Source organism: Cellulosimicrobium cellulans (genome assembly GCF_006539945.1).
GTDB classification, from domain to species: Bacteria; Actinomycetota; Actinomycetes; order Actinomycetales; family Cellulomonadaceae; genus Cellulosimicrobium; species Cellulosimicrobium cellulans.
In genome coordinates, this window is the sequence record NZ_BJNZ01000002.1 from 258,951 (window position 1) to 284,621 (window position 25,671).

At 73.4% G+C, this 25,671-nt stretch carries 22 protein-coding genes; 11 read left to right on the top strand and 11 right to left on the bottom strand.

Annotation, left to right across the window (positions count from 1 at the left end; translation table 11 throughout):
* Positions 1-76 precede the first annotated feature (76 nt).
* The 3 genes from CCE02nite_RS02730 to CCE02nite_RS02740 all read right to left on the bottom strand — a co-directional run bounded on the left by CCE02nite_RS02730 (position 77) and on the right by CCE02nite_RS02740 (position 3,588).
* Positions 77-1,645, bottom strand: coding sequence for an RNA polymerase sigma factor (locus tag CCE02nite_RS02730; RefSeq protein ID WP_141387939.1), 1,569 nt, complete (start codon positions 1,643-1,645; stop codon positions 77-79).
* A 271-nt stretch (positions 1,646-1,916) separates the two neighbouring features.
* A complete protein-coding gene (locus CCE02nite_RS02735) occupies positions 1,917-2,318 on the bottom strand; it encodes a universal stress protein (protein ID WP_141387941.1) in 402 nt (133 codons plus the stop codon).
* 94 nt (positions 2,319-2,412) lie between these two features.
* Positions 2,413-3,588 (bottom strand): DUF4192 domain-containing protein, encoded by a 1,176-nt coding sequence (locus CCE02nite_RS02740; RefSeq protein ID WP_141387943.1) that lies wholly within the window; start codon positions 3,586-3,588, stop codon positions 2,413-2,415.
* A 151-nt stretch (positions 3,589-3,739) separates the two neighbouring features.
* Here CCE02nite_RS02740 and CCE02nite_RS02745 point away from each other — a divergent pair, with 151 nt between their 5' ends.
* Both CCE02nite_RS02745 and CCE02nite_RS02750 read left to right on the top strand, forming a co-directional pair.
* Complete coding sequence (locus CCE02nite_RS02745) at positions 3,740-4,312, top strand: hypothetical protein (RefSeq protein ID WP_141387945.1); 573 nt, start codon at positions 3,740-3,742, stop codon at positions 4,310-4,312.
* 54 nt (positions 4,313-4,366) lie between these two features.
* On the top strand, positions 4,367-5,545 hold the full coding sequence (locus CCE02nite_RS02750; protein WP_308463675.1) for a polyprenyl synthetase family protein: 1,179 nt from the start codon (positions 4,367-4,369) through the stop codon (positions 5,543-5,545).
* Between the two features lie 42 nt (positions 5,546-5,587).
* On the opposite strand, the gene CCE02nite_RS02755 is transcribed toward CCE02nite_RS02750, so the two are convergent.
* Positions 5,588-6,013, bottom strand: a complete 426-nt coding sequence (locus CCE02nite_RS02755) for an Rv2175c family DNA-binding protein (protein ID WP_053371271.1) — start codon at positions 6,011-6,013, stop codon at positions 5,588-5,590.
* A gap of 92 nt (positions 6,014-6,105) precedes the next feature.
* Between CCE02nite_RS02755 and pknB the strand changes: the two genes are divergently transcribed.
* Positions 6,106-8,133, top strand: a complete 2,028-nt coding sequence (pknB, locus tag CCE02nite_RS02765; RefSeq protein WP_170227191.1) for a Stk1 family PASTA domain-containing Ser/Thr kinase — start codon at positions 6,106-6,108, stop codon at positions 8,131-8,133.
* A gap of 24 nt (positions 8,134-8,157) precedes the next feature.
* Here the strand turns inward: pknB and CCE02nite_RS02770 are convergent, their stop codons facing one another.
* The 3 genes from CCE02nite_RS02770 to CCE02nite_RS02780 all read right to left on the bottom strand — a co-directional run bounded on the left by CCE02nite_RS02770 (position 8,158) and on the right by CCE02nite_RS02780 (position 11,658).
* Positions 8,158-9,507, bottom strand: a complete 1,350-nt coding sequence (locus tag CCE02nite_RS02770) for a class II 3-deoxy-7-phosphoheptulonate synthase (protein ID WP_047233160.1) — start codon at positions 9,505-9,507, stop codon at positions 8,158-8,160.
* Positions 9,508-9,520: 13 nt separating this feature from the next.
* Positions 9,521-10,747, bottom strand: a complete 1,227-nt coding sequence (locus CCE02nite_RS02775) for a pyrophosphate--fructose-6-phosphate 1-phosphotransferase (protein WP_047233161.1) — start codon at positions 10,745-10,747, stop codon at positions 9,521-9,523.
* A 125-nt stretch (positions 10,748-10,872) separates the two neighbouring features.
* The gene (locus tag CCE02nite_RS02780) at positions 10,873-11,658 is read right to left on the bottom strand and encodes a lysophospholipid acyltransferase family protein (protein WP_255318591.1); all 786 of its coding nucleotides are present in this window, start codon (positions 11,656-11,658) and stop codon (positions 10,873-10,875) included.
* A 57-nt stretch (positions 11,659-11,715) separates the two neighbouring features.
* Here CCE02nite_RS02780 and CCE02nite_RS02785 point away from each other — a divergent pair, with 57 nt between their 5' ends.
* Positions 11,716-12,348, top strand: coding sequence for a hypothetical protein (locus CCE02nite_RS02785; RefSeq protein ID WP_141387947.1), 633 nt, complete (start codon positions 11,716-11,718; stop codon positions 12,346-12,348).
* Positions 12,349-12,403: 55 nt separating this feature from the next.
* Here the strand turns inward: CCE02nite_RS02785 and CCE02nite_RS02790 are convergent, their stop codons facing one another.
* Positions 12,404-13,351: an ROK family glucokinase gene (locus CCE02nite_RS02790; protein WP_141387949.1), complete on the bottom strand. Its 948-nt coding sequence runs from the start codon at positions 13,349-13,351 to the stop codon at positions 12,404-12,406.
* A 272-nt stretch (positions 13,352-13,623) separates the two neighbouring features.
* Between CCE02nite_RS02790 and CCE02nite_RS02795 the strand changes: the two genes are divergently transcribed.
* Positions 13,624-15,441 (top strand): AMP-dependent synthetase/ligase, encoded by a 1,818-nt coding sequence (locus tag CCE02nite_RS02795; RefSeq protein ID WP_141387951.1) that lies wholly within the window; start codon positions 13,624-13,626, stop codon positions 15,439-15,441.
* 69 nt (positions 15,442-15,510) lie between these two features.
* Here CCE02nite_RS02795 and CCE02nite_RS02800 read toward each other — a convergent pair whose 3' ends face one another.
* Entirely contained in the window at positions 15,511-16,914 is a 1,404-nt protein-coding gene (locus CCE02nite_RS02800; RefSeq protein WP_141387953.1) for an NYN domain-containing protein, read from the bottom strand.
* A gap of 165 nt (positions 16,915-17,079) precedes the next feature.
* Between CCE02nite_RS02800 and CCE02nite_RS02805 the strand changes: the two genes are divergently transcribed.
* Complete coding sequence (locus tag CCE02nite_RS02805) at positions 17,080-18,924, top strand: DEDD exonuclease domain-containing protein (protein ID WP_141387955.1); 1,845 nt, start codon at positions 17,080-17,082, stop codon at positions 18,922-18,924.
* Positions 18,918-19,199 (top strand): Lrp/AsnC family transcriptional regulator, encoded by a 282-nt coding sequence (locus CCE02nite_RS02810; RefSeq protein WP_024840033.1) that lies wholly within the window; start codon positions 18,918-18,920, stop codon positions 19,197-19,199. The genes CCE02nite_RS02805 and CCE02nite_RS02810 overlap by 7 nt, the downstream gene beginning before the upstream one ends.
* Positions 19,200-19,235: 36 nt before the next feature.
* Here the strand turns inward: CCE02nite_RS02810 and trpD are convergent, their stop codons facing one another.
* Both trpD and CCE02nite_RS02820 read right to left on the bottom strand, forming a co-directional pair.
* Positions 19,236-20,333, bottom strand: coding sequence for an anthranilate phosphoribosyltransferase (trpD, locus tag CCE02nite_RS02815; RefSeq protein WP_141387957.1), 1,098 nt, complete (start codon positions 20,331-20,333; stop codon positions 19,236-19,238).
* A gap of 33 nt (positions 20,334-20,366) precedes the next feature.
* Positions 20,367-20,804: a response regulator gene (locus tag CCE02nite_RS02820; protein WP_047234754.1), complete on the bottom strand. Its 438-nt coding sequence runs from the start codon at positions 20,802-20,804 to the stop codon at positions 20,367-20,369.
* Between the two features lie 317 nt (positions 20,805-21,121).
* Between CCE02nite_RS02820 and ctaE the strand changes: the two genes are divergently transcribed.
* From ctaE to qcrB, 4 genes are all read left to right on the top strand, one after another.
* Positions 21,122-21,772, top strand: coding sequence for an aa3-type cytochrome oxidase subunit III (gene ctaE, locus CCE02nite_RS02825; protein WP_082141561.1), 651 nt, complete (start codon positions 21,122-21,124; stop codon positions 21,770-21,772).
* A gap of 73 nt (positions 21,773-21,845) precedes the next feature.
* Positions 21,846-22,625 carry a cytochrome bc1 complex diheme cytochrome c subunit gene (qcrC, locus tag CCE02nite_RS02830; RefSeq protein WP_141387959.1) on the top strand — a complete coding sequence of 260 codons (780 nt, stop codon included), beginning with the start codon at positions 21,846-21,848 and terminating at the stop codon, positions 22,623-22,625.
* On the top strand, positions 22,622-23,683 hold the full coding sequence (qcrA, locus tag CCE02nite_RS02835; RefSeq protein ID WP_255318592.1) for a cytochrome bc1 complex Rieske iron-sulfur subunit: 1,062 nt from the start codon (positions 22,622-22,624) through the stop codon (positions 23,681-23,683). Before qcrC ends, qcrA begins: the two co-directional genes overlap by 4 nt.
* Positions 23,680-25,446 (top strand): cytochrome bc1 complex cytochrome b subunit, encoded by a 1,767-nt coding sequence (gene qcrB / locus CCE02nite_RS02840; RefSeq protein WP_141387961.1) that lies wholly within the window; start codon positions 23,680-23,682, stop codon positions 25,444-25,446. Before qcrA ends, qcrB begins: the two co-directional genes overlap by 4 nt.
* Positions 25,447-25,671: the final 225 nt, after the last annotated feature.

A 25,671-nucleotide genomic window follows, 5' to 3' on the forward strand; every position in this document is an offset into this window, starting at 1 on the left:
CTCTCCTCGGGGCCTTCGTGCGTCTCGACGCTTCTCGCCCTCGGGCGGCCGGGCCGGCCGCCCGAGGGCGGGGACGTCAGTCGAGGTAGTCGCGCAGGACCTGCGAGCGGCTCGGGTGCCGCAGCTTCGACATGGTCTTCGACTCGATCTGCCGGATGCGCTCGCGCGTCACGCCGTAGACCTTGCCGATCTCGTCGAGCGTCTTGGGCTGCCCGTCGGACAGGCCGAAGCGCATCGAGACGACGCCCGCCTCGCGCTCGCTGAGGGTGTCGAGCACCTGGTGGAGCTGCTCCTGCAGGAGCGTGAAGCTCACGGCGTCGGCCGGGACGATCGCCTCGGAGTCCTCGATGAGGTCACCGAACTCGCTGTCGCCGTCCTCACCGAGGGGCGTGTGCAGCGAGATGGGCTCGCGGCCGTACTTCTGGACCTCGACGACCTTCTCCGGGGTCATGTCGAGCTCCTTGGCGAGCTCCTCGGGCGTGGGCTCCCGGCCCAGGTCCTGCAGCATCTGCCGCTGCACGCGCGCGAGCTTGTTGATGACCTCGACCATGTGCACCGGGATACGGATCGTGCGCGCCTGGTCCGCCATCGCGCGCGTGATCGCCTGGCGGATCCACCACGTCGCGTACGTCGAGAACTTGTAGCCCTTGGTGTAGTCGAACTTCTCCACCGCACGGATCAGACCGAGGTTGCCCTCCTGGATCAGGTCCAGGAACAGCATGCCGCGACCCGTGTACCGCTTGGCCAGCGACACCACCAGACGCAGGTTCGCCTCGAGCAGGTGGTTCTTCGCGCGCTTGCCGTCGTGCGCGATCCACTGGAGCTCGCGCTTGAGCTTGCGGTCCAGGTCGTCGCCCTCGGCCGCGAGCTTCTCCTCCGCGAACAGGCCGGCCTCGATCCGCTTCGCGAGCTCGACCTCCTGCTCCGCGTTCAGCAGCGCGACCTTGCCGATCTGCTTGAGGTAGTCCTTGACCGGGTCGGCCGTCGCACCGGCGGTCACGACCTGCTGGACCGGCGCGTCGTCCTCGTCGGCGTCCGACACGACGAAGCCCGTCTCCTCGGGCTCCTCGGTCGCGGCACCGGCGGCAGGCTTCTTCGCGCCCGAGCCCGCGGCCGCGTCCTCCTCGTCCTCGGTCACGTCGATCTCGAGGTCCTCGACCTCGACCTCGGCGTCGTCCTCGTCGTCGTCCTTCTTCTTGGCGCGCGCGGGCGTCGCCTTCGCCTTGGCCGGGGACTTCGCCGCGGTCTTGCGGGCGGCGGGCTTCGCGGGTCCGGTGGACGGCGCGGCCTCGGCCGCGTCGCCCTCGGTCGCCGGGGCGGCCTTGGCGGCGGTCGTCGTGCGACGCGTCGTCGACGACGTCGACTTCGCGGCGGCGGGCTTGGTGCGCGCCGTCGTCGTGCTGCGCGGCGAGGCCGCCGCGGCGACCTTCGTCGTGGTCGGGATGTCGACCTCGACGCCGGCGCCTGCGAGCGCGCGGAAGACCGCCTTCAGCCGCTTGGCGTCGTTGACGGCGGCCTGCTCGCACGCGGTGCGGAAGCTCTCGGCGTCGACGCGACCGTTCGCGCTGCCGCGCCGCAGGAGCTCCTGCAGGGCGGGGTGCTCGAACTCTCGCGGAAGTGCGGAAATCGGGGTTGAGGGCGCCACAAACCGACCTTTCGGCAATCATGGGGGGCGGTAGGGCCGCCAGAGCGGGGACGTGAACCGTGAAGTGCGGGCTTCTCGTGGACTCTCACGGTGAGTCGTCGGGCTCTAGCGGATACCTATATTGTACCGGCGATCCGTGCACCGGGCGCCGCGACACGGGGTGAGGTCGGACCTGACCGCCGCTCGGCGGTCCCGCACACCACGTCTCGGCGACGTCCGTCACCCGGGTCCTGGCCTGTACAACGGCCGGGCACCCGCGAAGATTCCCTGCTCAGGCCCCCGCGGCGCGCTCGGGCTTGACGGCCAGCACCGGGCACGGCGCGTCGAGCAGGATGCGCTGGGCGTTCGACCCGAGGATGAGCTTGCCGACCGGGCTGCGGCGGCGCAGGCCGATGACGATGAGGTCCGCGGAGGCGCGCTCGGCCGCGCTCACGAGGTCGTCGGCGAGGTCGGACGTCCCCCGCTCGCGCCGCAGCGTCGTCCCCGTGCCCTCGAGCCGCTCCTCGACCCGGCGCAGGTCGTCCTCGTGCGCGGCGGCGAGCTCGGGCGTCGACGTCGAGCCCTCCGTGACCACGACCACGAGCTCGGTGCCGCGACGGACCGCCTCGGTGGCCGCGCTGTCGAGAGCCTCGCGGCCCTCGGGCGTGCTCAGGTGCGCGACGACGACGCTCATGTGTCCTCCGGAACGGCTCGTGGGCGCGGCCGGCCGCGGGCGGCGACCGCAGGTCGTGTTGCGGTCGAACCTACCCGAACCCGCGCGCCCCGGCTCACACGTCGGCGCGGATCCAGCCCGGCGGCACACCGGCGTCGAGCGCGCTCGACAGCAGGAGGGCGAGCCGGTACGTCGGGTCCTCCGCGAGCGCCTCGTCGAGCCGGCGTCCCGCCCGGCCGCCGTCCCCGTGCCACCAGGCGACCAGCGCGAGTAGCGTGAGCGCCGGCGCGGTGCTCCCGCGCGGTGCGTGAGCCACGACCGCCTCCAGCACGGCGCGGGCCGGTCCCGTGACGGTCGGGTCGGGCGCCAGACCCGCTGCCGGGTCGACGATCGACGCGATCGCGCGCGCCGTCCCGGCGTCGACGTCGCCACCGTGCACCGTGCGGTCCGCGAGGTCGCCCGTCCCGGGCACGAGCGAGACGAGCACGGCGTCGCGCACCGGGACCGCCTCGAGCCCCGCCGCGAGCCGGCCCAGGACCGTGGCCGGAGGCAGTCCCGCCCCGGTCCGCGCGTCGGGTGCCTGGCCCCCCGCGCGGTCCCGCTCGTGCTGCGCTGCACGGGCGACCGCCGCACGCCACTCGGCCAGGCTCTCGACCCGGCGGGCGACGGGGTCCGGGTCGGCCCAGGCGTCGTTCGGGCCGACCCCGCGGGCGCGGTCCCGTACCCGCCGCGCGGCACGCGCCGCTCGTCGGCGCTCGTCGGCACCCGCGCGCGGGATCCGCAGCGCCTCCTCCCGCGAGTCCGCGAGCGCCGCCCCGGCGAGGACCATGTGCGCGCCCACCTCGCTCGACTCGAGCTCGCGCAGCGGGCGCCCGCCCGGCGGGCAGCACTCGTCCTCGACGCAGTCGAGCGCGTACCAGCCGCTCGGCGCCACGACCCAGACGTCCACCGGGCCGTGGTGCGGCTCGACGGCCTCGCGGCAGTGCTGAACGGCGGCCCTCGCGACGGTGGCCTCGACGCCGCCGGATCGCAGCGGGGCGTCCGTGTAGACCACGAGGACGACCCGTTCCGCACCGTCCGCGGCGAGGTGTCCGACGACGGACCGCGCGAGCTGCGGGCCGTGCTCGAGGTCGGCGACGTCGGCGACGTCGACCCGGACGACGAGCCCGATCCGACCGCGCGGCGGGCGCAGCCCGACGAGGACGACGCTGTCCTGCGGTCGGTAGCCGAGCCGGTAGGGAACGAAGGCGAGGAGCTCGCGCGGGCCCTGGGCCCGGATCAGGGTGGTCATGAGCCCATCCCAGCCCGTCCCGGGGCCGCGCGGGGAGAGCGCGCGGACGCCTGTGGACGCCCTGCGTCCGGCGAGTCGCCGGAACGCGCCCTGTGGTCCAGCCCCGGGGCCGGTGGTGGCTCGCGGAGGCCCGGGTGACTACGGTGTGCGCGTGCCACCACGAACCCGAGCCCGCGTGCGGCGTGCGGACCCGTCCGCTCGTGCTGCCGCCGTCGTCCTCGTCGTGGCGCTGCTCGGCACGACGCTCGCGGGCTGCCGGTCCGACCCGGGCGACGTCCAGGGGGCCGCCGGGCCCCGCGCCACGCCGGAGTCCCCCGCGTCCGAGGCGGCCGGGGTCCCGGGCACGCCGCTGCCCGACTACGACGCGGCGTCGGCGGTCGGCGACCTCGTGGAGGGCTTCCCGGCGGAGCTCGTCACGGTCCCCCCGGGCGCCCAGGTGCTCGCGAGCTCGGCCCGGCCCTCGGAGGACGGCACGCTCGTGGACGTCACCCTCAACCTGCGCTCGGACGAGCCCGTCGACGCCCTCACCGCCTACTACACCGACGCGCTCGGCGCCGCCGGGTTCGAGGTGTCGCCCTCGAGCGTCCCGAGCGCGCTCACGTCCCTCACGACGTTCGTCCGGACGCCCGCCCCCGACTCCCCCACCGAGTCGCTGGCCGTCGGCGTCTTCGACGACGAGACCGAGCGCCTGGTGACGATCAGCGGGCAGGTCGCGGCGGGCTGAGGCTCCGACCGTGGTACGACGCCCCGAGGCGGCCGCACCGCATAGGCTTCCCCCGTGCCGAACCCGTCGCTGCCGACCTCGTCCTCGCCCGAGCCCCTCGCCTCGGAGGCTGCTCAGAGCGTCTCCGACCCGGGCGCGAGCGCGCTCGTCGACCGGGAGGGCGTGCGTGCCGGGGTCGACGAGGCCCTGCGCGTCGCGACCGTCGTGCTGCGCGACCAGCTCTCCTCCACGCACCCCGACGCGGACCCGCTCGCCGACGCGACGGACGAGCTGGTCGCCGGGGGCAAGCGCTTGCGGGCCGCCTTCTGCTACTGGTCCTGGCGTGCGCACGGCGGCGACCCGGAGGGCCCGCACCGCGACGTCGTGCTCCGGACGGGTGCGGCGCTCGAGCTGTTCCAGGCCGCGGCGCTCTTCCACGACGACGTCATGGACGCCTCCGACACGCGGCGCGGGCACCCGACCGCGCACCGCGCGTTCGGGGCGCGGCACCGCGCGCTCGGCTGGTCGGGCGACGCCGACCGGTACGGCGAGAACACGGCGATCCTGCTCGGAGACCTCGCGCTCATCGCGAGCCACCGCGAGCTGGGCGACGCGCTCGACGCCCTCCCCACCGACGTCGCGACGCGGTCGCGCGTCGTGTTCGGGCGCATGCAGACCGAGGTGATCGTGGGGCAGTACCTCGACGTGCAGTCGCAGGTGCTGCCGTGGGGCGACGACCCCGCGGCCGACGAGGAGCGCGCGCGGGCCGTGATCCGGTCGAAGTCCGCGCGCTACAGCGTCGAGCACCCGATCGCGCTCGGCGCGGCGCTCGCCGGGGCCGACGACGTCGCCGTCGCCGCGACGAGCGCGTTCGGGCTGCCCGTGGGCGAGGCGTTCCAGCTCCGCGACGACGTGCTCGGCGTGTTCGGGGACGCGCGCGTCACGGGGAAGCCCGCGGGCGACGACCTGCGCGAGGGCAAGCGCACGGTGCTCGTCGTGCGCGCGCTCGCCGCGGCGACGCCCGCGCAGCGCGACCTCCTGCTCACGCACCTGGGCGACCCGGACCTCGACGCGCGCACGGTCGAGGATCTGCGCGCCGTGCTCGTCGAGACCGGTGCGCGCGACGCCGTGGAGTCGCTCATCGCCGAGCTCACCGACCGGGCGTCGTCGGCCCTCGCCGGTGCCGGGCTCGACGAGCCCGGGGCCACGATGCTCGGGCTGCTCGCGCGGGCCGCCGTCCAGCGCACCGCCTGACGCGAGGCAGAGCAGGTCGGACGAGCGCGTCGGACGCGCGGCTCAGAGCTCGGACTGCGCGACGCGCCGTACGCGCGCCTTGTGGCCGCTCAGGAGCGTGTCGAACGGCGGCTCCCCCAGCTCGGCGTGCGGCGCGAACAGCCACTCGAGGATCTCGGCGTCGTCGAAGCCGGCGTCGGTGAGCACGACGATCGTCCCCTGGAGGCTCGACAGGACGCCGACGCGGCCGCTCTCGTCCGGGCGCCCGGCGTTCGCCGGGTCGACGAGGTGCAGCGGCACGAGGAACCGGGCCGGGATCTGGAACGTCGTCCGCTCACCACGCTTCACGCCGACGACGCGGCGCTCCTGGACGATCCGGCGCACCTTGCCGACGTCGGTGCCGAGCGCCTCGGCGACGTCGGGGAGGGTCAGCCACTCGCCGACCAGGTCGTCGAGGGTCGGGCGGGGGCTGGGGTCACGGTCGGTCACCGGGCAAGCCTACGGCGTGCCTCCACACGACACCCACGCCGTGCACGCCCGCGCTCACCGGATCGCGACGCCCGGCCACCTAGACTCTCCCCGTGGCCACCGTGACGACCGATCCCCTCGTCGGCCGCCTGGTCGACGGGCGGTACGAGGTCGTCTCGCGCATCGCGCGAGGCGGCATGGCGACGGTCTACCTGGCCGTCGACCGGCGGCTCGAGCGCGAGGTCGCGCTCAAGGTCATGCACGCCCACCTCGCCGAGGGTGCGTCGGGCGCCGACTTCGTCTCGCGCTTCCGCCGTGAGGCGCGCGCGGCGGCCCGCCTCACCCATCCCGGTCTCGTCGCCGTGTACGACCAGGGGCTCGACGGGGACACGAGCTACCTCACGATGGAGTACGTGGCGGGCTCGAACCTGCGCCGCGCGATGCTCACCGAGCGCACCCTGCCGCTGGGCCGCACGCTCGACGTGCTCGAGGACGTCCTCGATGCTCTCGCCGCCGCCCACCGCGCCGGGCTCGTGCACCGCGACATCAAGCCGGAGAACGTGCTCCTCGACACCGAGGGCCGGCTCAAGGTCACCGACTTCGGGCTCGCGCGCGCGGTCAACGAGGTCACGGCGACGACGACCGGCACCATCCTCGGGACCGTCGCGTACCTCTCCCCCGAGCTCATCGCGACGGGCACGTGCGACGCGCGGACCGACGTCTACGCCGTGGGGATCCTTGCCTACGAGATGCTGCTGGGAACGGTCCCGCACACCGGCACGACCCCGATCCAGGTCGCGTTCCAGCACGTCAACAACGACGTGCCGCCGCCCTCGGACGTCGCGCCGTGGATCCCGCCCGAGGTCGACGACCTGCTGTGCGCGCTCGCCGCGCGCGATCCCGCCGACCGCCCGGCCGACGCGGGCGCCGCCCTCGCACTCGTCCGCTCGGTCCGGGCGGAGCTCGACCCGGCCGACCTCGAGCGGCGCGTCGACCCGCCCGCGGCCGCGGGCGCCGTCGGGCCCGCCCAGGGCGCGGAGCACGGCCCGACGGCGGAGCACCGTTCGGCGGCGACCGCACCCCTCGCCGCGCTCAGCCTCCAGGACCGTGAGGCCGCCGGCCTCACCGAGCCCCTCGCCGTGGGGCACGTCGTCGCCCCGACGACGCGGCCGGGCCCGCCGCCGCCTCCGGCTCCTCCGGCCACGGCCCGACGCCGCGGCCGGGGCCGTGCCCTCGTGTGGTCGCTCGTCGTCCTGCTCGTCCTGGCGGGTGTCGGTGGCGGCGCGGCCTGGTGGTTCTCGTCCGGGCCGGGCGCATACACGCAGGTCCCCGACGGCCTCGTCGAGGTGTCCCGGACCGAGGCCGCAACGATCCTCGACCGCGCGAACCTCGACCACACGGTCGAGGAGCGCTACGACGACACCGTGCCCGAGGGCGCCGTCGTCGAGACCGACCCTCCGTCCGGCGAGCGCGTGCGCAAGGACGGGAGCGTCCTGCTCGTCGTCTCGAAGGGCGTGCGGATGCTCACGGTGCCGACCGGTCTCGTGGGCGCCACGGACGTCGACGCGACGGCCGCGCTCGAGGGGGCCGACCTGACGGTCGGTGACCCGGTCGCGCAGGCGCACGACGAGGTCCCGGCGGGCCAGGTCATGGCCGTCACGGACAGCGACGGCAACCCGATCGAGGAGGGCGCCACGGTCCGGCACGACGTCCCCGTCGTGCTCACGGTCTCGTCCGGCCCGGCGCCCGTCGTCGTCCCGCAGGTCACGGGCTCCCAGAAGGACGCAGCGGTCAAGGCCCTGGAGGACCAGGGCCTCGTCCCCGCGGTCACGGAGGAGTACTCCGAGTCCGTCGCCGCGGGCCTCGTGATCCGCCAGGACCCGGAGCAGGGCAGCGACGCGCACCGGACGGACACGGTGAACGTCGTCGTCTCGCTCGGGCCCCCTCTCGTCGACGTCCCGAACGTCAACACCAGAAACGTCACGGACGCCGAGAAGGCCCTGAAGGATGCGGGCTTCCAGGTCGAGATCCGCTACCCGCAGGGCATCCACCCGCTCAACATCGTCTACGCCCAGGACCCACCGGGCGGGGACGGGCGCACCGCGCCCAAGGGCTCGACGATCGTCCTCAACGTCTTCTGACGCGACGGCGACCGTCAGCGTCCGTCAACGACGCAGCATCTCCGCGACCTGGAAGGCCATCTCCAGCGACTGCTGGTGGTTGAGGCGCGGGTCGACGAGGGTCTCGTAGCGCAGGGCCAGGCCGGCGTCGTCGATCTCCTCGCTGCCGCCGAGCACCTCGGTGACGTCGTCGCCGGTGAGCTCGACGTGCAGCCCGCCGGGGACGGTGCCCGCGGCGCGGTGCACCTCGAAGAAGCCGCGGACCTCGTCGAGCACGTCGTCGAAGCGGCGCGTCTTGTAGCCGCTCGCGGACGTGATGGTGTTGCCGTGCATCGGGTCGGTGACCCACGTGACGGGCACGCCGGCCCGGGACACGGCCTCGACGAGCGGCGGCAGCGCGTCGCGCACGTTGCCCGCGCCCATGCGCGTGACGAACGTCAGGCGACCCTCGACGTCGTCCGGGTTGAGCCGGTGCGCGAGCTCGAGCGCGACGTCGGGCGTCGTGGTCGGCCCGAGCTTGACGCCGATCGGGTTCGCGACGCGCGACAGGAAGTCGACGTGCGCGCCGTCGAGCTGGCGCGTGCGCTCGCCGATCCACAGGAAGTGGGCCGACGTGTCGTACGCGTCGCCCGTGCGCGTGTCGCGGCGCGTGAGCGCGCGCTCGTAGTCCAGGACGAGGGCCTCGTGGCTCACGAAGAACTCGACGGTGCGCAGGGCGTCGAAGTCGGCGCCGCACGCGTCCATGAAGCGGATCGCGCGGTCGATCTCGGACGCCGTCTGCTCGTAGCGCGCGTAGGCCGGGTTGCGCATGAACCCGCGGTTCCACTCGTGGACCTGGCGCAGGTCGGCGAACCCGCCGGTCGTGAAAGCCCGCACGACGTTCCACGTGGCCGACGAGATCTGGTACGCCTGCACGAGGCGCTCCGGGTCGGGCACGCGCGCCTCGGGGGTGAACGCGTGGCCGTTGATCATGTCGCCGCGGTACGCGGGCAGCGTCACGCCGTCGCGCGTCTCCGAGTCGGAGCTGCGCGGCTTCGCGTACTGCCCGGCCATGCGGCCCATCTTCACGACGGGCATGCTCGCCCCGTGCGTGAGGATGACCGCCATCTGGAGGATCGTGCGGATCTTGTTGCGGATGCGGTCGGCGTTCGCCTCGGCGAACGTCTCGGCGCAGTCTCCCCCCTGGAGGAGGAACGCCTCGCCCCGCCCGGCCGCGGCCAGGCGGGAGCGCAGCGTGTCGGCCGCGGCGGGCACCACGAGCGGCGCGGAGGCCGCCAGCCGGTCCCGGACGGCGTCGAGCGCCGCCTCGTCCGGCCACGTCGGCTGCTGGAGCGCGACGAGCGTGCGGAAGTGGTCGAGCCCGGCGTCGGTCCCCGGCTCGCTCGTGGTGGTCATCCCGCTGCCCGGGTCAGTGCGCGGCGGGTGCCGCGGCGACGAGCGGCTGGCCGATGCCCTCGAGGAGCTCGCCGAACCACTGCTGCGTGACGTCGAACGCCTTGCCCCCGGCGATGCGCGGGAACTCGATCGCGCGCAGGCGGTCGCCGTTCTCCTCGTCGTGCCCGATGACGCCGGACTCGCCGCGCAGCGCGCACTCGACCGCGAGGTCGGTCATCGACTTGATGAGGCGCAGGTCCTCGGCGTTCGCGGCCGCGGCGCGCGAGAAGTAGCCGGACTTCTGGACCATGACCTTCTCGGCACCCAGCTTGTCGGCGAACTGCTTGGCGAACCACTGGCCCGGGTTGACGGTGTCGAGCTTGACGTGGCCGAACGGGTCGCGCTGGACCTCCTCGCCGGCCGCCTCGAGCTGAGCGACGATCTCGTGCATGCCGGCGCCCTCGGACAGGAAGATGTTGACGTTCCCCTGCTCGTCCATGATCGCCTTGAGGCGCTCGGCCTCGGCGTCGATGTCGAGCGCGAGCTCCGGCAGGAAGACGGCGTGGACGTCCCAGCGCTCGCGCGACAGGCCGAGGGCCGGGGCCCACTCCTGCGCGTCGAGCCACTTGCGGTACTCGGCGGCGGACGCGGCGGTGAGCCACCCGCAGTGGCGGCCCATGACCTCGTGCACGATGAGCATGCGCGGGCCCGAGCGGTGCTCGCCGATGACGTTCGCCGCGAAGCCCGCCGCCTCCTCGGCCGCGGTCCAGGCCCCGAGCGACTGACGGATCGGGATCACGTCGTTGTCGATCGTCTTCGGCAGGCCCACGACGGTGAGCTCGTAGCCGTTCTCGTGGAGGTACGCGGCGAGGTCGGCCGCGGTCGTGTTGGTGTCGTCGCCGCCGATGGTGTGCAGCACGTCGACGCCGTCCGCCTTGAGCTGCTCCGCGGCGACCTGCAGCGGGTCCTGGCCCTCCTCGACCAGGCCGCGCTTGACGCAGTCGGCCGCGTTGGTGAGCTTGACGCGCGAGTTGCCGATCGGCGAGCCGCCGAAGCGGTGCAGGATGCCGGCCTGCTTGCGGCCCTCCTCGTCCACCACGATCTTCGTGCCGGTCAGCAGGCCGTGGTAGCCGTACTGGTAGGCGATGATCTCGATCTCCGGGTCGAGCTCCGTGTACCGCTCGATGAGACCCCCGACGGCGGAGGACAGGCACGGGGCGAAACCGCCCGCGGTGAGGAGGGCGACGCGACGAACCGACATGTGAACTCAGAACCTCTCGTAGGACGGATCCTGGCCGGACGGACGCGGTCCGGCGGGGTGGCGGCGACGGCGACGAGCACGTGCCCCACGGAGGGCACCGTGAGCACTGCGCGGCCGGCCGTCGCTCAGTCTACTGACGCCGCGCCGGGCTCCGGCGGCGGTTCCGGGACCTGGACGTCGGGAGCCGGACGGCCGCCTGGCGCCCCGCCCGCCTCCTCGGACTCGGTGTGCCCCGCGGCGAGGCGCGCCTTCGCCGTCGCGGCGTAGATGTCGACGTACTCCTGGCCGGACAGCCGCATGATCGCGTACTGGATCTCGTCGGCGACGGCGCGCAGGATGAAGCGGTCGTTCTCCATGCCGCGGTACCGCGAGAAGTCGAGCGGCTCGCCGACGACGACCCCGATGCGCATGGGCTTGGGGATGACCTTGCCGATCGGCTGGGCGATGTTCGTGCCCACCATCGCGACCGGCACCACGGGCGCGCCCGACTCGAGCGCGAGGCGCGCGACGCCCGTCTTGCCGCGGTACAGCCGTCCGTCCGGGCTGCGCGTGCCCTCGGGGTAGATGCCGAACAGGTCGCCCTCGCGCAGCACGCGCAGGCCGGTCTCGAGCGCGGCCTCGCTCGCCTTGCCGCCGGCCCGGTCGACGGGGATCGTGCCGACGCCGCGCATGAACCCGGCCGTCAGGCGCCCCTTGACCCCCGTGCCCGTGAAGTAGTCGGACTTGCCGAGGAACTGGACCTTGCGGTCGAGGACGAGCGGCAGGATGAACGAGTCGATGACCGCGAGGTGGTTGCTCGCGAGGATCGCACCCCCCTCGTCCGGCACGTGCTCGACGCCCCGCGTCCAGGGACGGTACAGGACCCGCAGGATCGGGCCGACCATCACCTGCTTCATGAACCAGTAGAACAACGTTCCTCCTCGCGGGGTCCCGGCGCGGGACGTGCATCCGACTCTAGAGTGATTCCTATGGCCGCACCGAACGCCCAGCCGGACTCCCCGCAGCCCGACGACGCACCCGACCCCACGCCCGACGACGCGTCGCGGGGCCCCGAGCACCCTGGTCCCGACGACGAGGGTGCCCCGCAGGACGACGCGCCGCGCGAGCCGGCCCTCGACGTCGACGCGCAGTGGGCCGGCATCGTGGCCGAGCTCTCCGACCTGTCCGAGCTCGACCGTGACGCCGCGCGCCGCCCCGAGGACGGGGACGGGCCCGCCGACGCTCCAGAGGGACCCGCGCCGTCGCCGCGCGACGGCCGCGACGTGCTCGGGTCCGTGCCCGTCGCGCCGTGGGTCCGCACCAGCGGTCCCCGCGACTGGCCGACGACGCCGGAGGTCGAGGACCTCGAGGAGGCCGAGAGCCACTTCGTGCCGCCGGACCCGCCGCTCGTGCTCGGCCGCGACCCGCTCCTCACCATGGCGTGGGCCCTGGCCGTCGGCGTGCCGATCCTGCTGCTGGTGGTGCTCGTCGTGGTGCGTCCGTACCCGGTGATCGTCGCGCAGGTGGGCGGCGGGGCGTTCCTCGCCGGGCTCGCGATCCTGCTCTGGCGCATGCCCCACCGCCGGGACGACGACGACGAGGGCCCGGGCGCCGTCGTCTGACGCCCGGGCCTCGCCCGCGCCTGGTCCCGCCGCCCCGTCGGCCGGTCGTCAGCGGTCAGCGGCGCGCGAGGTCCGCCGCGCCGACGATCCCGGCCTCGTTGCCGTGCTCGGCGAGCTCGATGCGCGCCTCGGGACGGTGGCCGCGCGCGGAGAGCTGGTCCGCGAACGCGCGGCGCACCGGCTGGAGCAGCAGGTCGCCGGCCGCGCCGACACCGCCGCCGATGACGATGAGCTCCGGGTCGAGCAGCGCCGTCACCGAGGCCGCGCCCTCGCCGATCCAGCGGCCGAGGTTCGCGAGCAGCTCGACCGCGAGGTCGTCGCCCTCCTGCGCGGCCTGCGTGATCTGGGGGCCGTTGAGCTTGTCCGGGTCCCCGGCGCAGATCTCCAGGAGGCGCGTGGCGCGGTCCGGCTGGGCGATGAGCGCGTTCTGCCCGTCGCGCACCAGGGCGCGCCCGGACGCGTACTGCTCCCAGCAGCCCTCGTGGCCGCAGCCGCAGTAGTGGCCGCCCGGGACGACGCGCATGTGCCCCACCTCGGCGGCGACGCCCCACTTGCCGCGCACGAGCTCGCGGTCGACCACGATCGCGCCGCCGAGGCCCGTCCCGACCGTCAGCATGAGCATGTCGGTCGCGTCGCGCCCGACGCCGAACTGGAACTCGGCCCAGCCCGCGGCGTTCGCGTCGTTCTCGACGACGATCGACACGTCGGAGTCACCGATGAGCTCGCGCACGTTCCTCGCGAGGGGGTACTCGCGCCACGCGATGTTCGGCGCGAAGAGCACGGACGTGCGGTCGGGGCTGACGAAGCCGGCCGCGGCCAGGCCCATCGCGCCCACCTCGTGCTCGGCGGTCAGCTCGGCATACACGTCGGCGATGGCACGGTCGATGCTCGCGACGTCGTCGGGCTCGGTGTCGCGGCGCGTCTGGACGAGGATCTCGCCCTTCTCGTCGACGACCCCGGCCGCGATCTTCGTCCCGCCGATGTCCACACCGATGGCGTGCATGTCCCGTCCTCACTCGCTCGGTAACCGCTGACTAACCGCTGGCTGGATGCCTCACGCTGCGGGTGCTGCCCGCGCACGGGCGACGCACGACGACGGCTCGCGACCCCGCGCCCGGGTCGTCCTGCCGGAGCTCCGCCCGGAACTCCGCGCCCGCGCGAAACGTTGCGCAAGCAGCGCACAGCACCTGAAGCCTACCGACATCGACAGGTCCCGGGCACACACCGCCACTGGGTAGGGTTCTCCCACCGTCGACTACTGCCACTGGAGCCAGAATGGACGAGATCAGCGCCCCACGGATCGTCGAAGTCGATCCCTCGAAGAACCTCAACGACCTGCTCGCGAGCCGTGTCGCGGCCGACCCGGCGGCGCCGATGGTCGAGCGCCGCGTCGGCGCCGACGGTGCGTGGCAGGCTCTCAGCGCCCGCGGGTTCGACGCCGAGGTCGTCGCCGTGGCGAAGGGGCTCGTCGCGCGCGGCATCCAGCCGGGCGACCACGTGGGCATCATGTCGCGCACGCGCTACGAGTGGACGCTCCTGGACTGGGCCACGTGGGCGGCCGGCGCCGTGCCGGTGCCGCTCTACGAGACGTCGAGCGCCGAGCAGGTGCAGTGGATCCTCTCGGACGCCGACGTCCGGCTGCTCGTCGTCGAGACCGAGGCGCACGCGGCGACCGTCGGCGAGGTGCGCGACCAGGTCCCCGCGCTGTCCGACGTCCTCGCGATCGACTCGGGCGCGATCGCGACCCTGACCGCCGACGGCGCGGAGGTCGAGGACGCGGAGATCGCCCGACGCAGGGGCCTGGCGAACCTGGCCGACGTCGCGACGATCATCTACACGTCCGGGACGACCGGCCGGCCCAAGGGCGCAGAGCTCACGCACGAGAACTTCTACTCGCTCACGGTCAACGCCGTGAAGGCGGTGCCCGAGGTGTTCGGTGAGCCGGGCGGTCGCACGCTGCTCTTCATGCCGCTCGCGCACGTGTTCGCGCGGTTCATCGGCGTGCTCGTCGTCGCCGGCGGCACGGTGCTGGGACACACGCCCGACACGAAGACGCTGCTCGACGACCTCGGCACCTTCAAGCCGACGTACATCCTCTCGGTACCGCGCGTGTTCGAGAAGGTCTACAACTCGTCCGAGCAGAAGGCCGCCGCGGGCGGCAAGCTGAAGATCTTCCACTGGGCCGCCGCGACCGCGATCGCGTACTCGCGCGCGCTCGACGAGCCGTCCGGCCCCGGCATCGGGCTGCGGCTCCAGCACAAGGTCGCCGACGCACTCGTGTTCAAGAAGCTCCGCCACGCGCTCGGCGGCCGCGCCAAGTACGCGGTCTCCGGCGGCGCGCCGCTCGGCGAGCGGCTGGGGCACTTCTACCGCGGCATCGGCGTGCGCATCCTCGAGGGCTACGGGCTCACCGAGTCGACGGCTCCGACGTGCGTCAACCGCCCGGCGACCACGAAGATCGGGACCGTCGGCGAGCAGCTCCCGGGCTGCGCCGCGCGCATCGCCGAGGACGGCGAGATCCTGCTCAAGGGCGACCACATCTTCCGCGGCTACCACAACAACGAGCAGGCCACGGCGGACGCGTTCGTCGACGGCTGGTTCCGCACGGGCGACCTCGGCTCGCTCGACGAGGACGGGTTCCTGCGCATCACGGGCCGCAAGAAGGAGATCATCGTGACCGCGGGCGGCAAGAACGTCGCCCCCGCCGTCCTCGAGGACCGCATCCGCGCCCACGCGCTGGTCTCCCAGTGCGTCGTCGTCGGCGACCAGAAGCCCTTCATCGGAGCGCTCGTCACGCTCGACCCCGAGGGTCTGCCGGGCTGGGCGAGCATGCACGGCAAGGAGCCGATGTCGATCGAGGCAGCGGCCAAGGACCCCGACGTGCTCGCCGCCCTCGACGCCGCCGTGACGCGCGCCAACCAGGCCGTGTCGCGGGCCGAGTCCATCCGCAAGTTCACCGTGCTCACCACCGACTTCACGGTCGAGAACGGCTACCTCACGCCGTCGCTCAAGGTGAAGCGCGGCGAGGTGCTCAAGGACTTCGCGGCCGACGTGGAAGCGATCTACGTGGACGGGCCCGCCCCGGTCCGCTGACGCTCGACGGGTCGTCGACGACACCCGAGACAGCCCTCCCCGGCACCCGCCGGGGAGGGCCGTCGACGTTCAGCGGCGCGCGAGCCGCGCGAGGAGCGCCTGCGCGGGGACGCACACCGCGCCCATGGCCTGCACGTCGTCCGACACCGCGCGGTCGCTCGTCACGACGACGACGGGGCGGCCCGCGGGCTCGGCGGCGACCAGCCGGCGGATGAGGTCGTCGGCGATCTCCCCCGACGAGAAGAGCACGCGCACGCCGCGCGGGGCGTGCACCGGTCGGGCGGCGACGTCGGCGCCGTCGAAGCACACCGTGACCTCGGTGCCTCCCGCCGCGACGCGCAGGAGCCCGCTGAGGAGCCGGTCGCGCTGCTCGGCGAGCGTGAGCTCGCCGAAGCCGGTCTTGGTCACGTTGTAGCCGTCGACGACGAGGTGGGTGCGCGGGACGGAGAGGAGGTCGCCGAGCAGCGCGGGGTCGTCCGCCGCGCGCCCGCGCGACCCGGGCCGCGGTCGCGCGGCGGCGTCCGGGAGGGTCGCGGCGACGTCGTCGGCCGGGGTCGTCGTGGCGGGCCCCAGCGCGAGCTCGCGCCGCAGCCCGGCGGCCGCGTCGACCACCGTGTCGAGCAGGAGTCGCGCGCGTGCGGTCGCGACGTCGGCCGCCGACGTCCGCGCACGCCGCGCCTCGTCCCGTTCCGCGCGCGCCCGGGCGAGCTCGACCCCCGCGGCGCGGCGCTCGTCGCGCGCTTCGCGCAGCGCCCCGTCCGCCTCCGCCCGCTCGGCCGACGCCGCCTCGAGGGCCGCCCGGGCCTCCGCCCGCGCCCGGTCGGCGTCCGCGCGCAGCCGCCGCTCGGCGCGGCGTGCGCCCGCGAGCTCCGCCGTCGCGGCGTCCGCGCGCGCGGCGGCGTCGCGTGCCTGCGTCCTCAGCTCCTCGACCTGCGCGGCCAGCCGGTCACGGTCGCGACGCAACCGGGCGACCTCGCTGCGCTCCGAGCGTTCGGTGCGCAGCGTCGCGTCGAGCGCGCGGGCGCGCTCCACGGCCGCTTCCCAGCCGTCCGGACGCAGCAGGAAGGCACCGGCGGCGCGCTCGTGGACGAGGGCTGGCGCGGTGGGGTCCTCGTCGCCCGTCTCCGCCACGGCGTCGGCACGCGATACCGGCGTGAGGTCGTCGGGCAGTCCCGGGTCGTCCGGGACCGAGGGATCCGGCGGCACACCCGTCGCGGTCCCGTGCTCGCGCGACCAGGCGGCGGCGACGGCGTGGCGGAACCCGGCGTCGTCGACCAGGGCGCGCCACAACGGCGCCGCACCGGCCGACGCGCGTCGGCGGGGTGCGAAGGCCTTGACCCGTTGCAGGGCGACGGGGACGAGGACCGGGTCGAGCGTGCCGAGCACGTCCGCCGCCGCCTCGACGAGCAGCGCGCGCACCGCCGTCGGGACGCCGCCGACGAGTTCCTCCTCGTCCGGCCTCTCGGCCACCATCCGCTGCGCCTCCCGCGTTCCTGTCGTCGGGGACTGCCCTGGGACATTTCGTCCCTGATCGTCCCGATTCCCCCGGGCACCACCTTATGCCGTGCCCGTGCCCGAGCGGGGACCCCGCCACGTCCCGTCTCGGCCGTGTCGGTGGCCGCCGCTAGCCTCGCCGCCATGCCGTCCGGACCCCTCCTCGCCTCCTCGCGCGAGGGGTCCGCGCCACGAGGCGTGCCCGTCCAGGCCACGCTCGACGACCTCGGGACGCCGCTGCGCGACGTGACGTTCGTCGTCGTCGACCTGGAGACCACGGGCGGGTCGCCCGCGGGGGCCGGGATCACGGAGATCGGCGCCGTCAAGGTGCGCGGCGGCGAGGTGCTCGGGGAGTTCCAGACGCTCGTGGACCCCGGCGTCCCGGTCCCGGCCTTCGTGGCCCGGCTGACGGGGATCACCTCGTCCATGGTCGCGACCGCCCCGCGGATCGAGGCCGTCCTGCCGAGCTTCCTGGAGTTCGCGCGCGGCGCCGTGCTCGTCGCGCACAACGCGCCGTTCGACATCTCGTTCCTCAAGGCCGCATGCCGGGCAGCGGACTACGAGTGGCCCGGGTACCAGGTGCTCGACACCGTCCCGCTCGCACGCCGCGTCGTCACTCGCGACGAGGCTCCCAACCACAAGCTCGCGACCCTCGCCGCGCTGTTCCGGGCCACGGTGACGCCCGAGCACCGGGCGCTCGCCGACGCGCGCGCCACGGTGGACGTGCTGCACGCGCTCCTGGCACGGCTCGGGCCGCTGGGCGTCACCCACCTCGAGGACCTCCCCGGCGCGACGGACCCGGTCCCGCAGGACGTGCGGCGCAAGCGGCACCTCGCGGACGACCTCCCGGACGCCCCCGGTGTCTACCTCTTCCGCGGGCCCGGGGACGAGGTCCTCTACGTCGGCACGTCGACGTCCATCCGGCGCCGCGTGCGGTCCTACTTCACCCGCTCCGAGAAGCGCAGCCGCATCACCGAGATGGTGCGCATCGCGCACGCCGTCACCCCGGTCGTGTGCGCGACGCCTCTCGAGGCGCAGGTGCGCGAGCTGCGCCTCATCGCGGAGCACGCACCGCGCTACAACCGGCGGTCGCGGCACCCCGAGCGCATGACCTGGATCAGGCTCACGGACGAGACCTACCCCCGCCTGTCCGTCGTGCGGGACGTCCGCGCGCCGGCGGCGCACATCGGGCCGTTCGCGTCCAAGCACCAGGCCCAGGCCGCGGTCGACGCCCTCCACGACGCGTTCCCGCTGCGCCAGTGCACGCGCCGGCTCCCGATCGTCGCCTCGCCCGGGGCGACGGCGTGCGTCCTGGCGGAGATGGGGCGGTGCTCGGCGCCGTGCACGACCGTCGAGCTCGACACCGGGTACGCAGCCGTCGCCGCCGGCGTACGTGAGGCGTTCGAGGGCGACCCGGCGCACGTCGTCGCGGAGCTCGGACGCCGGATCGTCGCGCTCGCGCGCGACGAGCGGTTCGAGCAGGCGGGCGAGCTCACGCATCGCCTGCGGGCGTTCCTCGCGGGCGCGGCGCGCGCCCAGCGACTCGCTCCGCTCTCCGCGTGCGCCGAGCTCGTCGCCGCCCGCCCGACGGACGCCGGCGGCTGGGAGATCGTCGTGGTGCGCCACGCACGCCTGGCCGCGACCGGGGTGAGCGCCCCGGGCGCGGACCCGTGGCCGCTCGTCGACGCCCTCGTCGCGACGGCGGAGACCGTCGCCCCGCCCGTGCCGCCCGCCCCGGCCAGTCACCCCCACGAGGCCGAGATCCTGCTGTCGTGGCTTCAGGAGCCCGGGGTGCGGATCGTCGAAGTCACCGGCCCGTGGGCGTGCCCGGTCCGCTCGGCGGGCTCCCACGTCGACCTCGCCACCACGGCCCGCGACGTCGCGCGCCACGCCGGCCCGGGCGACCGCCCCGACCTGACGCACGCGGCGCCCGGCGTGACCGTAGAGTGGTCGCCAGTCGACGACCCGACCCCGGAGGAACCATGCTGACCGCCATCGTCCTGATCGACACCGACCCCGCCCGCATCCCCGAGGTCGCGTCCGAGGTCGCGGACCTCAAGGGCGTCAGCGAGGTCTACTCGGTCACGGGCAAGGCGGACCTGGTGGCCATGGTCCGGGTCCAGGAGCACGACCAGCTCGCCGACGTCATCGCCGACCGCATCAGCAAGGTCCCGGGAGTCGTGCGCACCGAGACCTTCATCGCGTTCCGCGCCTACTCCAACGTCGACCTCGAGCAGGCGTTCGCGCTCGGCCTCGACGACTGACGAGACGGCCGGCGGCCGCCTCGTCCCGCCGGGTCGTCAGTCCCGCGCCGCAGCCTCGGCCCAGCGCGCGAGGACGTCGCGGGCCGCGCCCGAGTCCACGCTGCGCGCCGCGATCTCGTAGGCGGCGCGGAGGCGCGTGGCGAGCTCGCCTCCCGAGGTCCCGGGCAGCGTGCCGTCCGCGACGAGCCCCGCCGCCGCGTTGAGCAGCACGGTCTCCCGCACCGGCCCCGGCTCACCCGCCAGGAAGCGTCGCGCCACGTCGGCGTTGTGCGCCGCCTCGCCGCCCCGCAGGTCGGCGATCGTCACCGGCGCGAGGCCCAGGTCGGCGACCGGGTCGAGCCGCTGCTCGCTCACGACGCCGTCGCGCACCTCCCACACCGTCGCCCCGCCCGTCGCGGCGAGCTCGTCGAGCCCGTCGTCGCCGCGGAACACGAGCGCCGAGGTCCCGCGCCCCGCGAGCACCCCGGCGATGAGCGGCGCCATGCGCGCGTCCGCGACCCCGATGGCGGCCGCACGCGGCTGCGCGGGGTTCGTCAGCGGGCCGAGGACGTTGAACGCCGTCGGGATGCCGAGCTCCTTGCGCGCGACGCCCGCGTGGCGCATGGACGGGTGGAAGACCATGGCGAAGCAGAACGTGATGCCCGCCTCCTGCACGATGCGGGCCACGCGCTCGGGCCCGTGGTCGAGCCGGATGCCCAGCTCTTCGAGCACGTCCGCGGCGCCCGACGACGAGGTCGCGGCGCGGTTGCCGTGCTTGACGACCCGCACGCCGGCGCCCGCGATGACGAGCGAGGCCATCGTCGAGATGTTGACCGTGTGCGCGCGGTCTCCGCCCGTGCCGACGATGTCGACCGCCGGCCCGTCCACGGCGAACCGGCTCGCGTGGGCCAGCATCGCGTCCGCGAGGCCCGTCAGCTCGGCGACGGTCTCACCCTTCGCGCGCAGCGCCACCAGGAAGCTCGCGAGCCGCACGGGCGACACCTCGCCGGACATCACCTGGTCCATCGCCCAGGCGGTCGAGTCGGCGTCGAGGTCGTGCCCCGCGACGAGCTCGGTCAGCAGGCCGGGCCACGTGAGCCCCGTGCCCGTCGAGTCGCTCGTGGTCGAGGCGGCGGGGTGCGGGGTGGCGGTCACGGGTGGCCCTTCGGCTGGTCGGTCTCCTGTCGGCTACCGCGTGCCGGCGGCACGCAGCAGGTCGGCGACGGCGCGCTGGAGGGCGACCGCGTCGAACGGTCGCGGCACCGCGTCGTCGGCGAGCGACCACGATGCTAGCCAACCGTCCTGCGGCCTGCCGGTGAGGACCAGGACGGGCGGGCAGCGGTAGACCTCGTTCTTGAGCTGGCGGCACAGACCCATGCCGCCGGCCTTGTCCGCCTCCCCGTCGAGGACGAGCAGGTCCCACCCGCCCGCGTCGGCGGAGGTCACGACGGCGGCCGGGGTCGCGACCTCGAGCCACTCGATGTCCGGCTGACCCGCACCCAGCCGGCGCCCGACGGCGAGGCGCACCTGCTCGCGCACCGTCACGTCGTCGCTGTAGAGGAGGATGCGCGGCGCGCGCGGGGTCACGCTCGTGTCCCCGTGCGTCGTCGTCACGGTCGTCGTCATCGTCGTCACCGTCGCCTTCGTGGTTCCCTCGGGTGGTCCGGGAGGCCGCACCCGAGCACCTGTGGCGCGCGCGTCCCGACTGGCATCTTGGCACGTCGGAGCCGATTGCAGCACCCCCTCGCGCGGTGTCGGCACCGACCGGCGGAGCACCGGGGACCAAGGGCCCTGGCCGGCCCTGCGAGCGTGCCAGTTTCATGGCACTTAGCAGCGATCCGTCACCAAGTGCAGGTCTCCGTGGGAAGATCTGGAGACATTGTGAGATTCACCGCCTCCGGGCGGTCGTCTGCGTGCCGCGAAGGGGCCGTTCGTCGGCCATAATGGCTTCTGTGTCGACCGCAACGGCTGCCCCCCACGCCCATCAGCACGTGAGCGTCAACCGACCGAACCCCGTCTCGGTCGGGACGATCGTGTGGCTGGCCAGCGAGCTCATGTTCTTCGCCGGCCTCTTCGCCATGTACTTCACGGTCCGCGCCGTGATGCCCGCCGACGAGTGGGCCCTGCAAGCGGACAAGCTCAACCTGACCTTCGCGGCGATCAACACGACCGTCCTGGTGCTGTCGTCGGTGACGTGCCAGATGGGCGTGTGGGCCGCCGAGCGCTTCCAGCCCGTGCGCACCGGATCGATCTTCCAGGTGAACCGCTGGGGGATGAACGAGTGGATGACCCTCACGTTCCTCATGGGTGCGTTCTTCATCGGTGGTCAGATCTTCGAGTACGCCGAGCTCGTCGAGCACGGCGTCTCGATCTCCTCGACGCCCTACGGCTCCGTCTTCTACATCACGACCGGCTTCCACGGCCTCCACGTCGTCGGTGGCCTGATCGCCTTCCTGTTCCTTCTCGGCCGCTCGTTCTCGGCCAAGAACTTCGGGCACCACGAGGCCACGACGGCCATCGTGACGTCCTACTACTGGCACTTCGTCGACGTCGTGTGGATCGCGCTGTTCTTCGTGATCTACATCTTGCGCTGACGACACGCCCGGGGTCCGCCCCGGTCCGCCCACCCGCCCCCTGCTCCCCCACCTGCGAGACGAGGATCATTTCGTGAAGGCACTCGCCGCCCGCAGACACCACCGCCTCGCGCCGGTCGTGCTGCTGCTGCTGGCGCTGCTGGTCACCGGTGGCGTCTACGCCGCCTTTGCACCGACCCCGGCCAACGCCGAGACCGCCAGCACCGAGGACATCGAGACCGGCCAGAAGCTGTTCCAGGCCAACTGCGCCACGTGCCACGGCCCGAACGCCGAAGGCACGGACACGGCTCCGTCGCTCGTCGGTGTCGGCGCCGCGTCCGTCGACTTCCAGGTGTCCACCGGCCGCATGCCCATGCAGATGGACGGTCCGCAGGCCATCCAGAAGCCTCGCCAGTTCGACGAGGAGCAGACGGCGCAGCTCGCCGCCTACGTCGCCTCGCTCGGTGCCGGCCCGGCGATCCCGACGGACGAGCAGGTCGACGCCTCGCTCGGCGACGTCGCGAACGGCGCCGCGATCTTCCGCACCAACTGCGCGATGTGCCACAACGCCGTCGGGGCGGGCGGCGCGCTCTCCGAGGGCAAGTTCGCGCCCCCGCTGTGGGAGACGTCGGAGCGCAACCTCTACCAGGCGATGCTCACCGGCCCGCAGTCGATGCCGGTCTTCAACGACGCGACCATCACGCCGGAGGAGAAGCGGGACGTCATCGCGTTCCTCGTCGACCAGCGCGAGGGCTCGGCCGGTGGCCTCTCGCTCGGCTCGCTCGGCCCCGTCAGCGAGGGCCTGTGGGCCTGGATCGTCGGAATGGGCCTCCTCATCGGGGCCGCAGTGTGGATCGGAGCGAAGTCCTCGTGAGCGACTACCAGAACCCCCGGTCGCCCGAGTCCTCGCACCGCGAGGTCGGGCACCGCGAGGAGCACGGCACCCTCGAGACGTTCCCGGACCCGGGGCTTCCCGAGCACAAGACCCGCATGGCGGACCGCGACCCGAAGGCGGCGAAGCGCGCCGAGCGCCAGGTCGCGACCCTCTTCGGCATCTCGGTGATCGGCACGATCGCCGCGCTCGTCGTGTACTTCGTCATCCCGCCGGACGGGACCACGGCGGGCGTGCGCCTGTCGACGCTCTCGCTCGGCGTGGCCATCGCCTTCGCGCTGCTCGGCATCGGACTCGGCGCCGTGCACTGGGCGAAGGTGCTCATGTCCGACCACGAGAAGGTCGACGAGCGCCACCCGATCGCGAGCGACGCCGAGACCCGTGTCGGCGCGATCGCCGAGCTCGAGGCCGGCGCCAAGGACTCGGGCATCGCCCGCCGCGGCGTCCTCAAGGGTGCGGTCATCTCCGCGCTCGCACTGTTCCCCCTCACCATCGCCGTCCCGCTCGTCGGCAGCGTCGGTGGCGACTGGAACGTCTCGAAGTTCAAGCACACCCTCTGGAAGCCCGGGACGCGCCTCGCGATCGACCCCTCCGGCCGGCCCATCAAGGCGGCGGACGTGACGATCGGCTCGGTCGTGCACATCATCCCGGAGGCCTCCCAGGAGGAGATGCAGTCCCACGAGTGGATCACGGAGAAGGCCAAGGCGGTCGTCCTGCTGGTCCGTCTCGACCCGCGCGACATCGTGTCCGACCAGTCCCCCGAGGGTGAGACCTGGTCGTACGACGGGATCGTCGCGTTCTCCAAGATCTGCACGCACGTCGGCTGCCCCGTGGCGCTCTACGAGCAGCAGACGCACCACCTGCTGTGCCCGTGCCACCAGTCGACGTTCGACGTGGCCGACAGCGCGAAGGTGGTCTTCGGGCCCGCGAAGCGGCCCCTGCCGCAGCTGCCGATCACCGTTGATGACGAGGGCTACCTGGTCGCCCAGAGCGACTTCCACGAGCCCATCGGCCCGAGCTTCTGGGAGCGTCTGAAGTGACCACCAGCACCGGAACCGCCGCACCCCAGGCGGCCGCACCGAAGTCAGCCGCGCCGACGACCCCCGCCGGCAAGGCCGCCGACTACCTGGACCAGCGCACCGGCATCGGCGTCGCCGTCAAGGAGTTCGCGCGCAAGGTCTTCCCCGACCACTGGTCGTTCCTCCTGGGCGAGATCGCCCTGTACTCGTTCGTCGTCCTGATCCTCACCGGCATCTTCCTGACGATGTTCTTCGTGCCGAGCATGTCGCTCGTCACCTACCACGGCGAGCCGGCCTCGATGAACGGCGTGCTCATGTCCGACGCGTTCGCGTCGACGCTGCACATGTCGTTCGAGGTGCGCGGCGGTCTGCTCATGCGGCAGATCCACCACTGGGCGGCGCTGATCTTCCTCGCCGCGATCGTCACGCACATGATGCGCGTGTTCTTCACCGGCGCGTTCCGCAAGCCGCGCGAGATCAACTGGCTCGTCGGCATGCTGCTCATGATCATGGGCCTCGCTGCCGGCTTCTCCGGCTACTCCCTGCCGGACGACGTCCTGTCCGGCAACGGCCTGCGCATCACCGACGGCGTCGTGAAGTCGATCCCGCTCATCGGGTCGTACCTCTCCTACTTCATCTTCGGTGGCGAGTTCCCGGGCGAGCACATCATCCCGAGACTCTTCACGGTGCACATCCTGCTCGTGCCCGGCCTGATCCTCGCGCTCGTCGCGCTCCACCTGTTCTTCGTCGTGCTGCACAAGCACACGCAGTACCCCGGTGGCGGCCGCACGGACACGAACGTGGTCGGCTACCCGCTGTTCCCCGTGTACGTGGCCAAGGCCGGCGGCTTCTTCTTCGTCGTGTTCGGCATCCTCGCCCTCATGGGCGGCACGATGGCGATCAACAACGTGTGGAACTACGGCCCGTTCGACCCGTCACCGGTGTCCGCGGGAGCACAGCCCGACTGGTACATGCTGTTCCTCGAAGGCTCGCTACGACTCATGCCAGGACAGGCGGAGTTCGTGATGTGGGGCGACTACACCGTGCCCCTCAACGTCCTGATCCCGGCCGTGGTCGTCCCGGGCCTGCTGTTCACCTTCCTGTTCGTCTACCCGTTCCTCGAGGCTGCGGTGACGAAGGACAAGCGTGAGCACCACGTGCTCGACCGCCCGCGCAACGTCCCGGTCCGCACCGGTCTGGGCGTCGCCTTCCTCACGGCGTTCATCATCCTGGCGCTCGCCGGGTCGAACGACCTCATCGCGACGCACTTCCACATGTCGATCAACACGATCACGTGGGCGTTCCGGATCCTGTTCTTCGTCGGCCCGTGGTTCGCGTTCTGGATCACCAAGCGCATCTGCCTCGGCCTGCAGCGCAAGGACCGCGAGCTCGTGCTCCACGGCCATGAGACGGGCCGGATCGTGCGGTTCGCGCACGGCGAGTACATCGAGGTCCACCGCCCGCTCGACGAGCAGGAGCGCTGGCTCCGGGTCAACTACCAGGCCCACGCGCCGCTCGAGATCGAGCCGGCGACGGACTCGCGCGGCGTGCGCCGCAAGGGCTACAAGAAGGACAAGCGCCTCCAGCGCCTGTCGCGGTTCTTCTACGAGGACCGGATCGAGCCCGTGACGCCCGCAGAGCTCGCAGCCGCGCACTCGCACGGCGAGCACGACGCGCTCGAGAGCAGCGAGAGCCACGCGCAGATCGAGGCCGGTGCCGCCACCGTCGGTGGTGGGCGCGACCTCGTCGAGCCGGAGAAGGGCGCCGACGAGCGTCGACCCTGAGGTTCCTGCACAGTAGGACGATGACCCGCGACCAGTCCCCTCATCGAGGCGGACAGGTCGCGGGTCATCGTCGTCTCGGCACCCGGGCGCGGGCAGCCGCGCCTGCCTGAGGGCCAGAGACACCGTCAGTTCACCGCACAGCGGCCGCGGGACGCTCTCCCGCGGTCCGTACCAGGAGGTACTCCGGATGCCCGTCTACACCCTGCCCGAGCTGTCCTACGACTA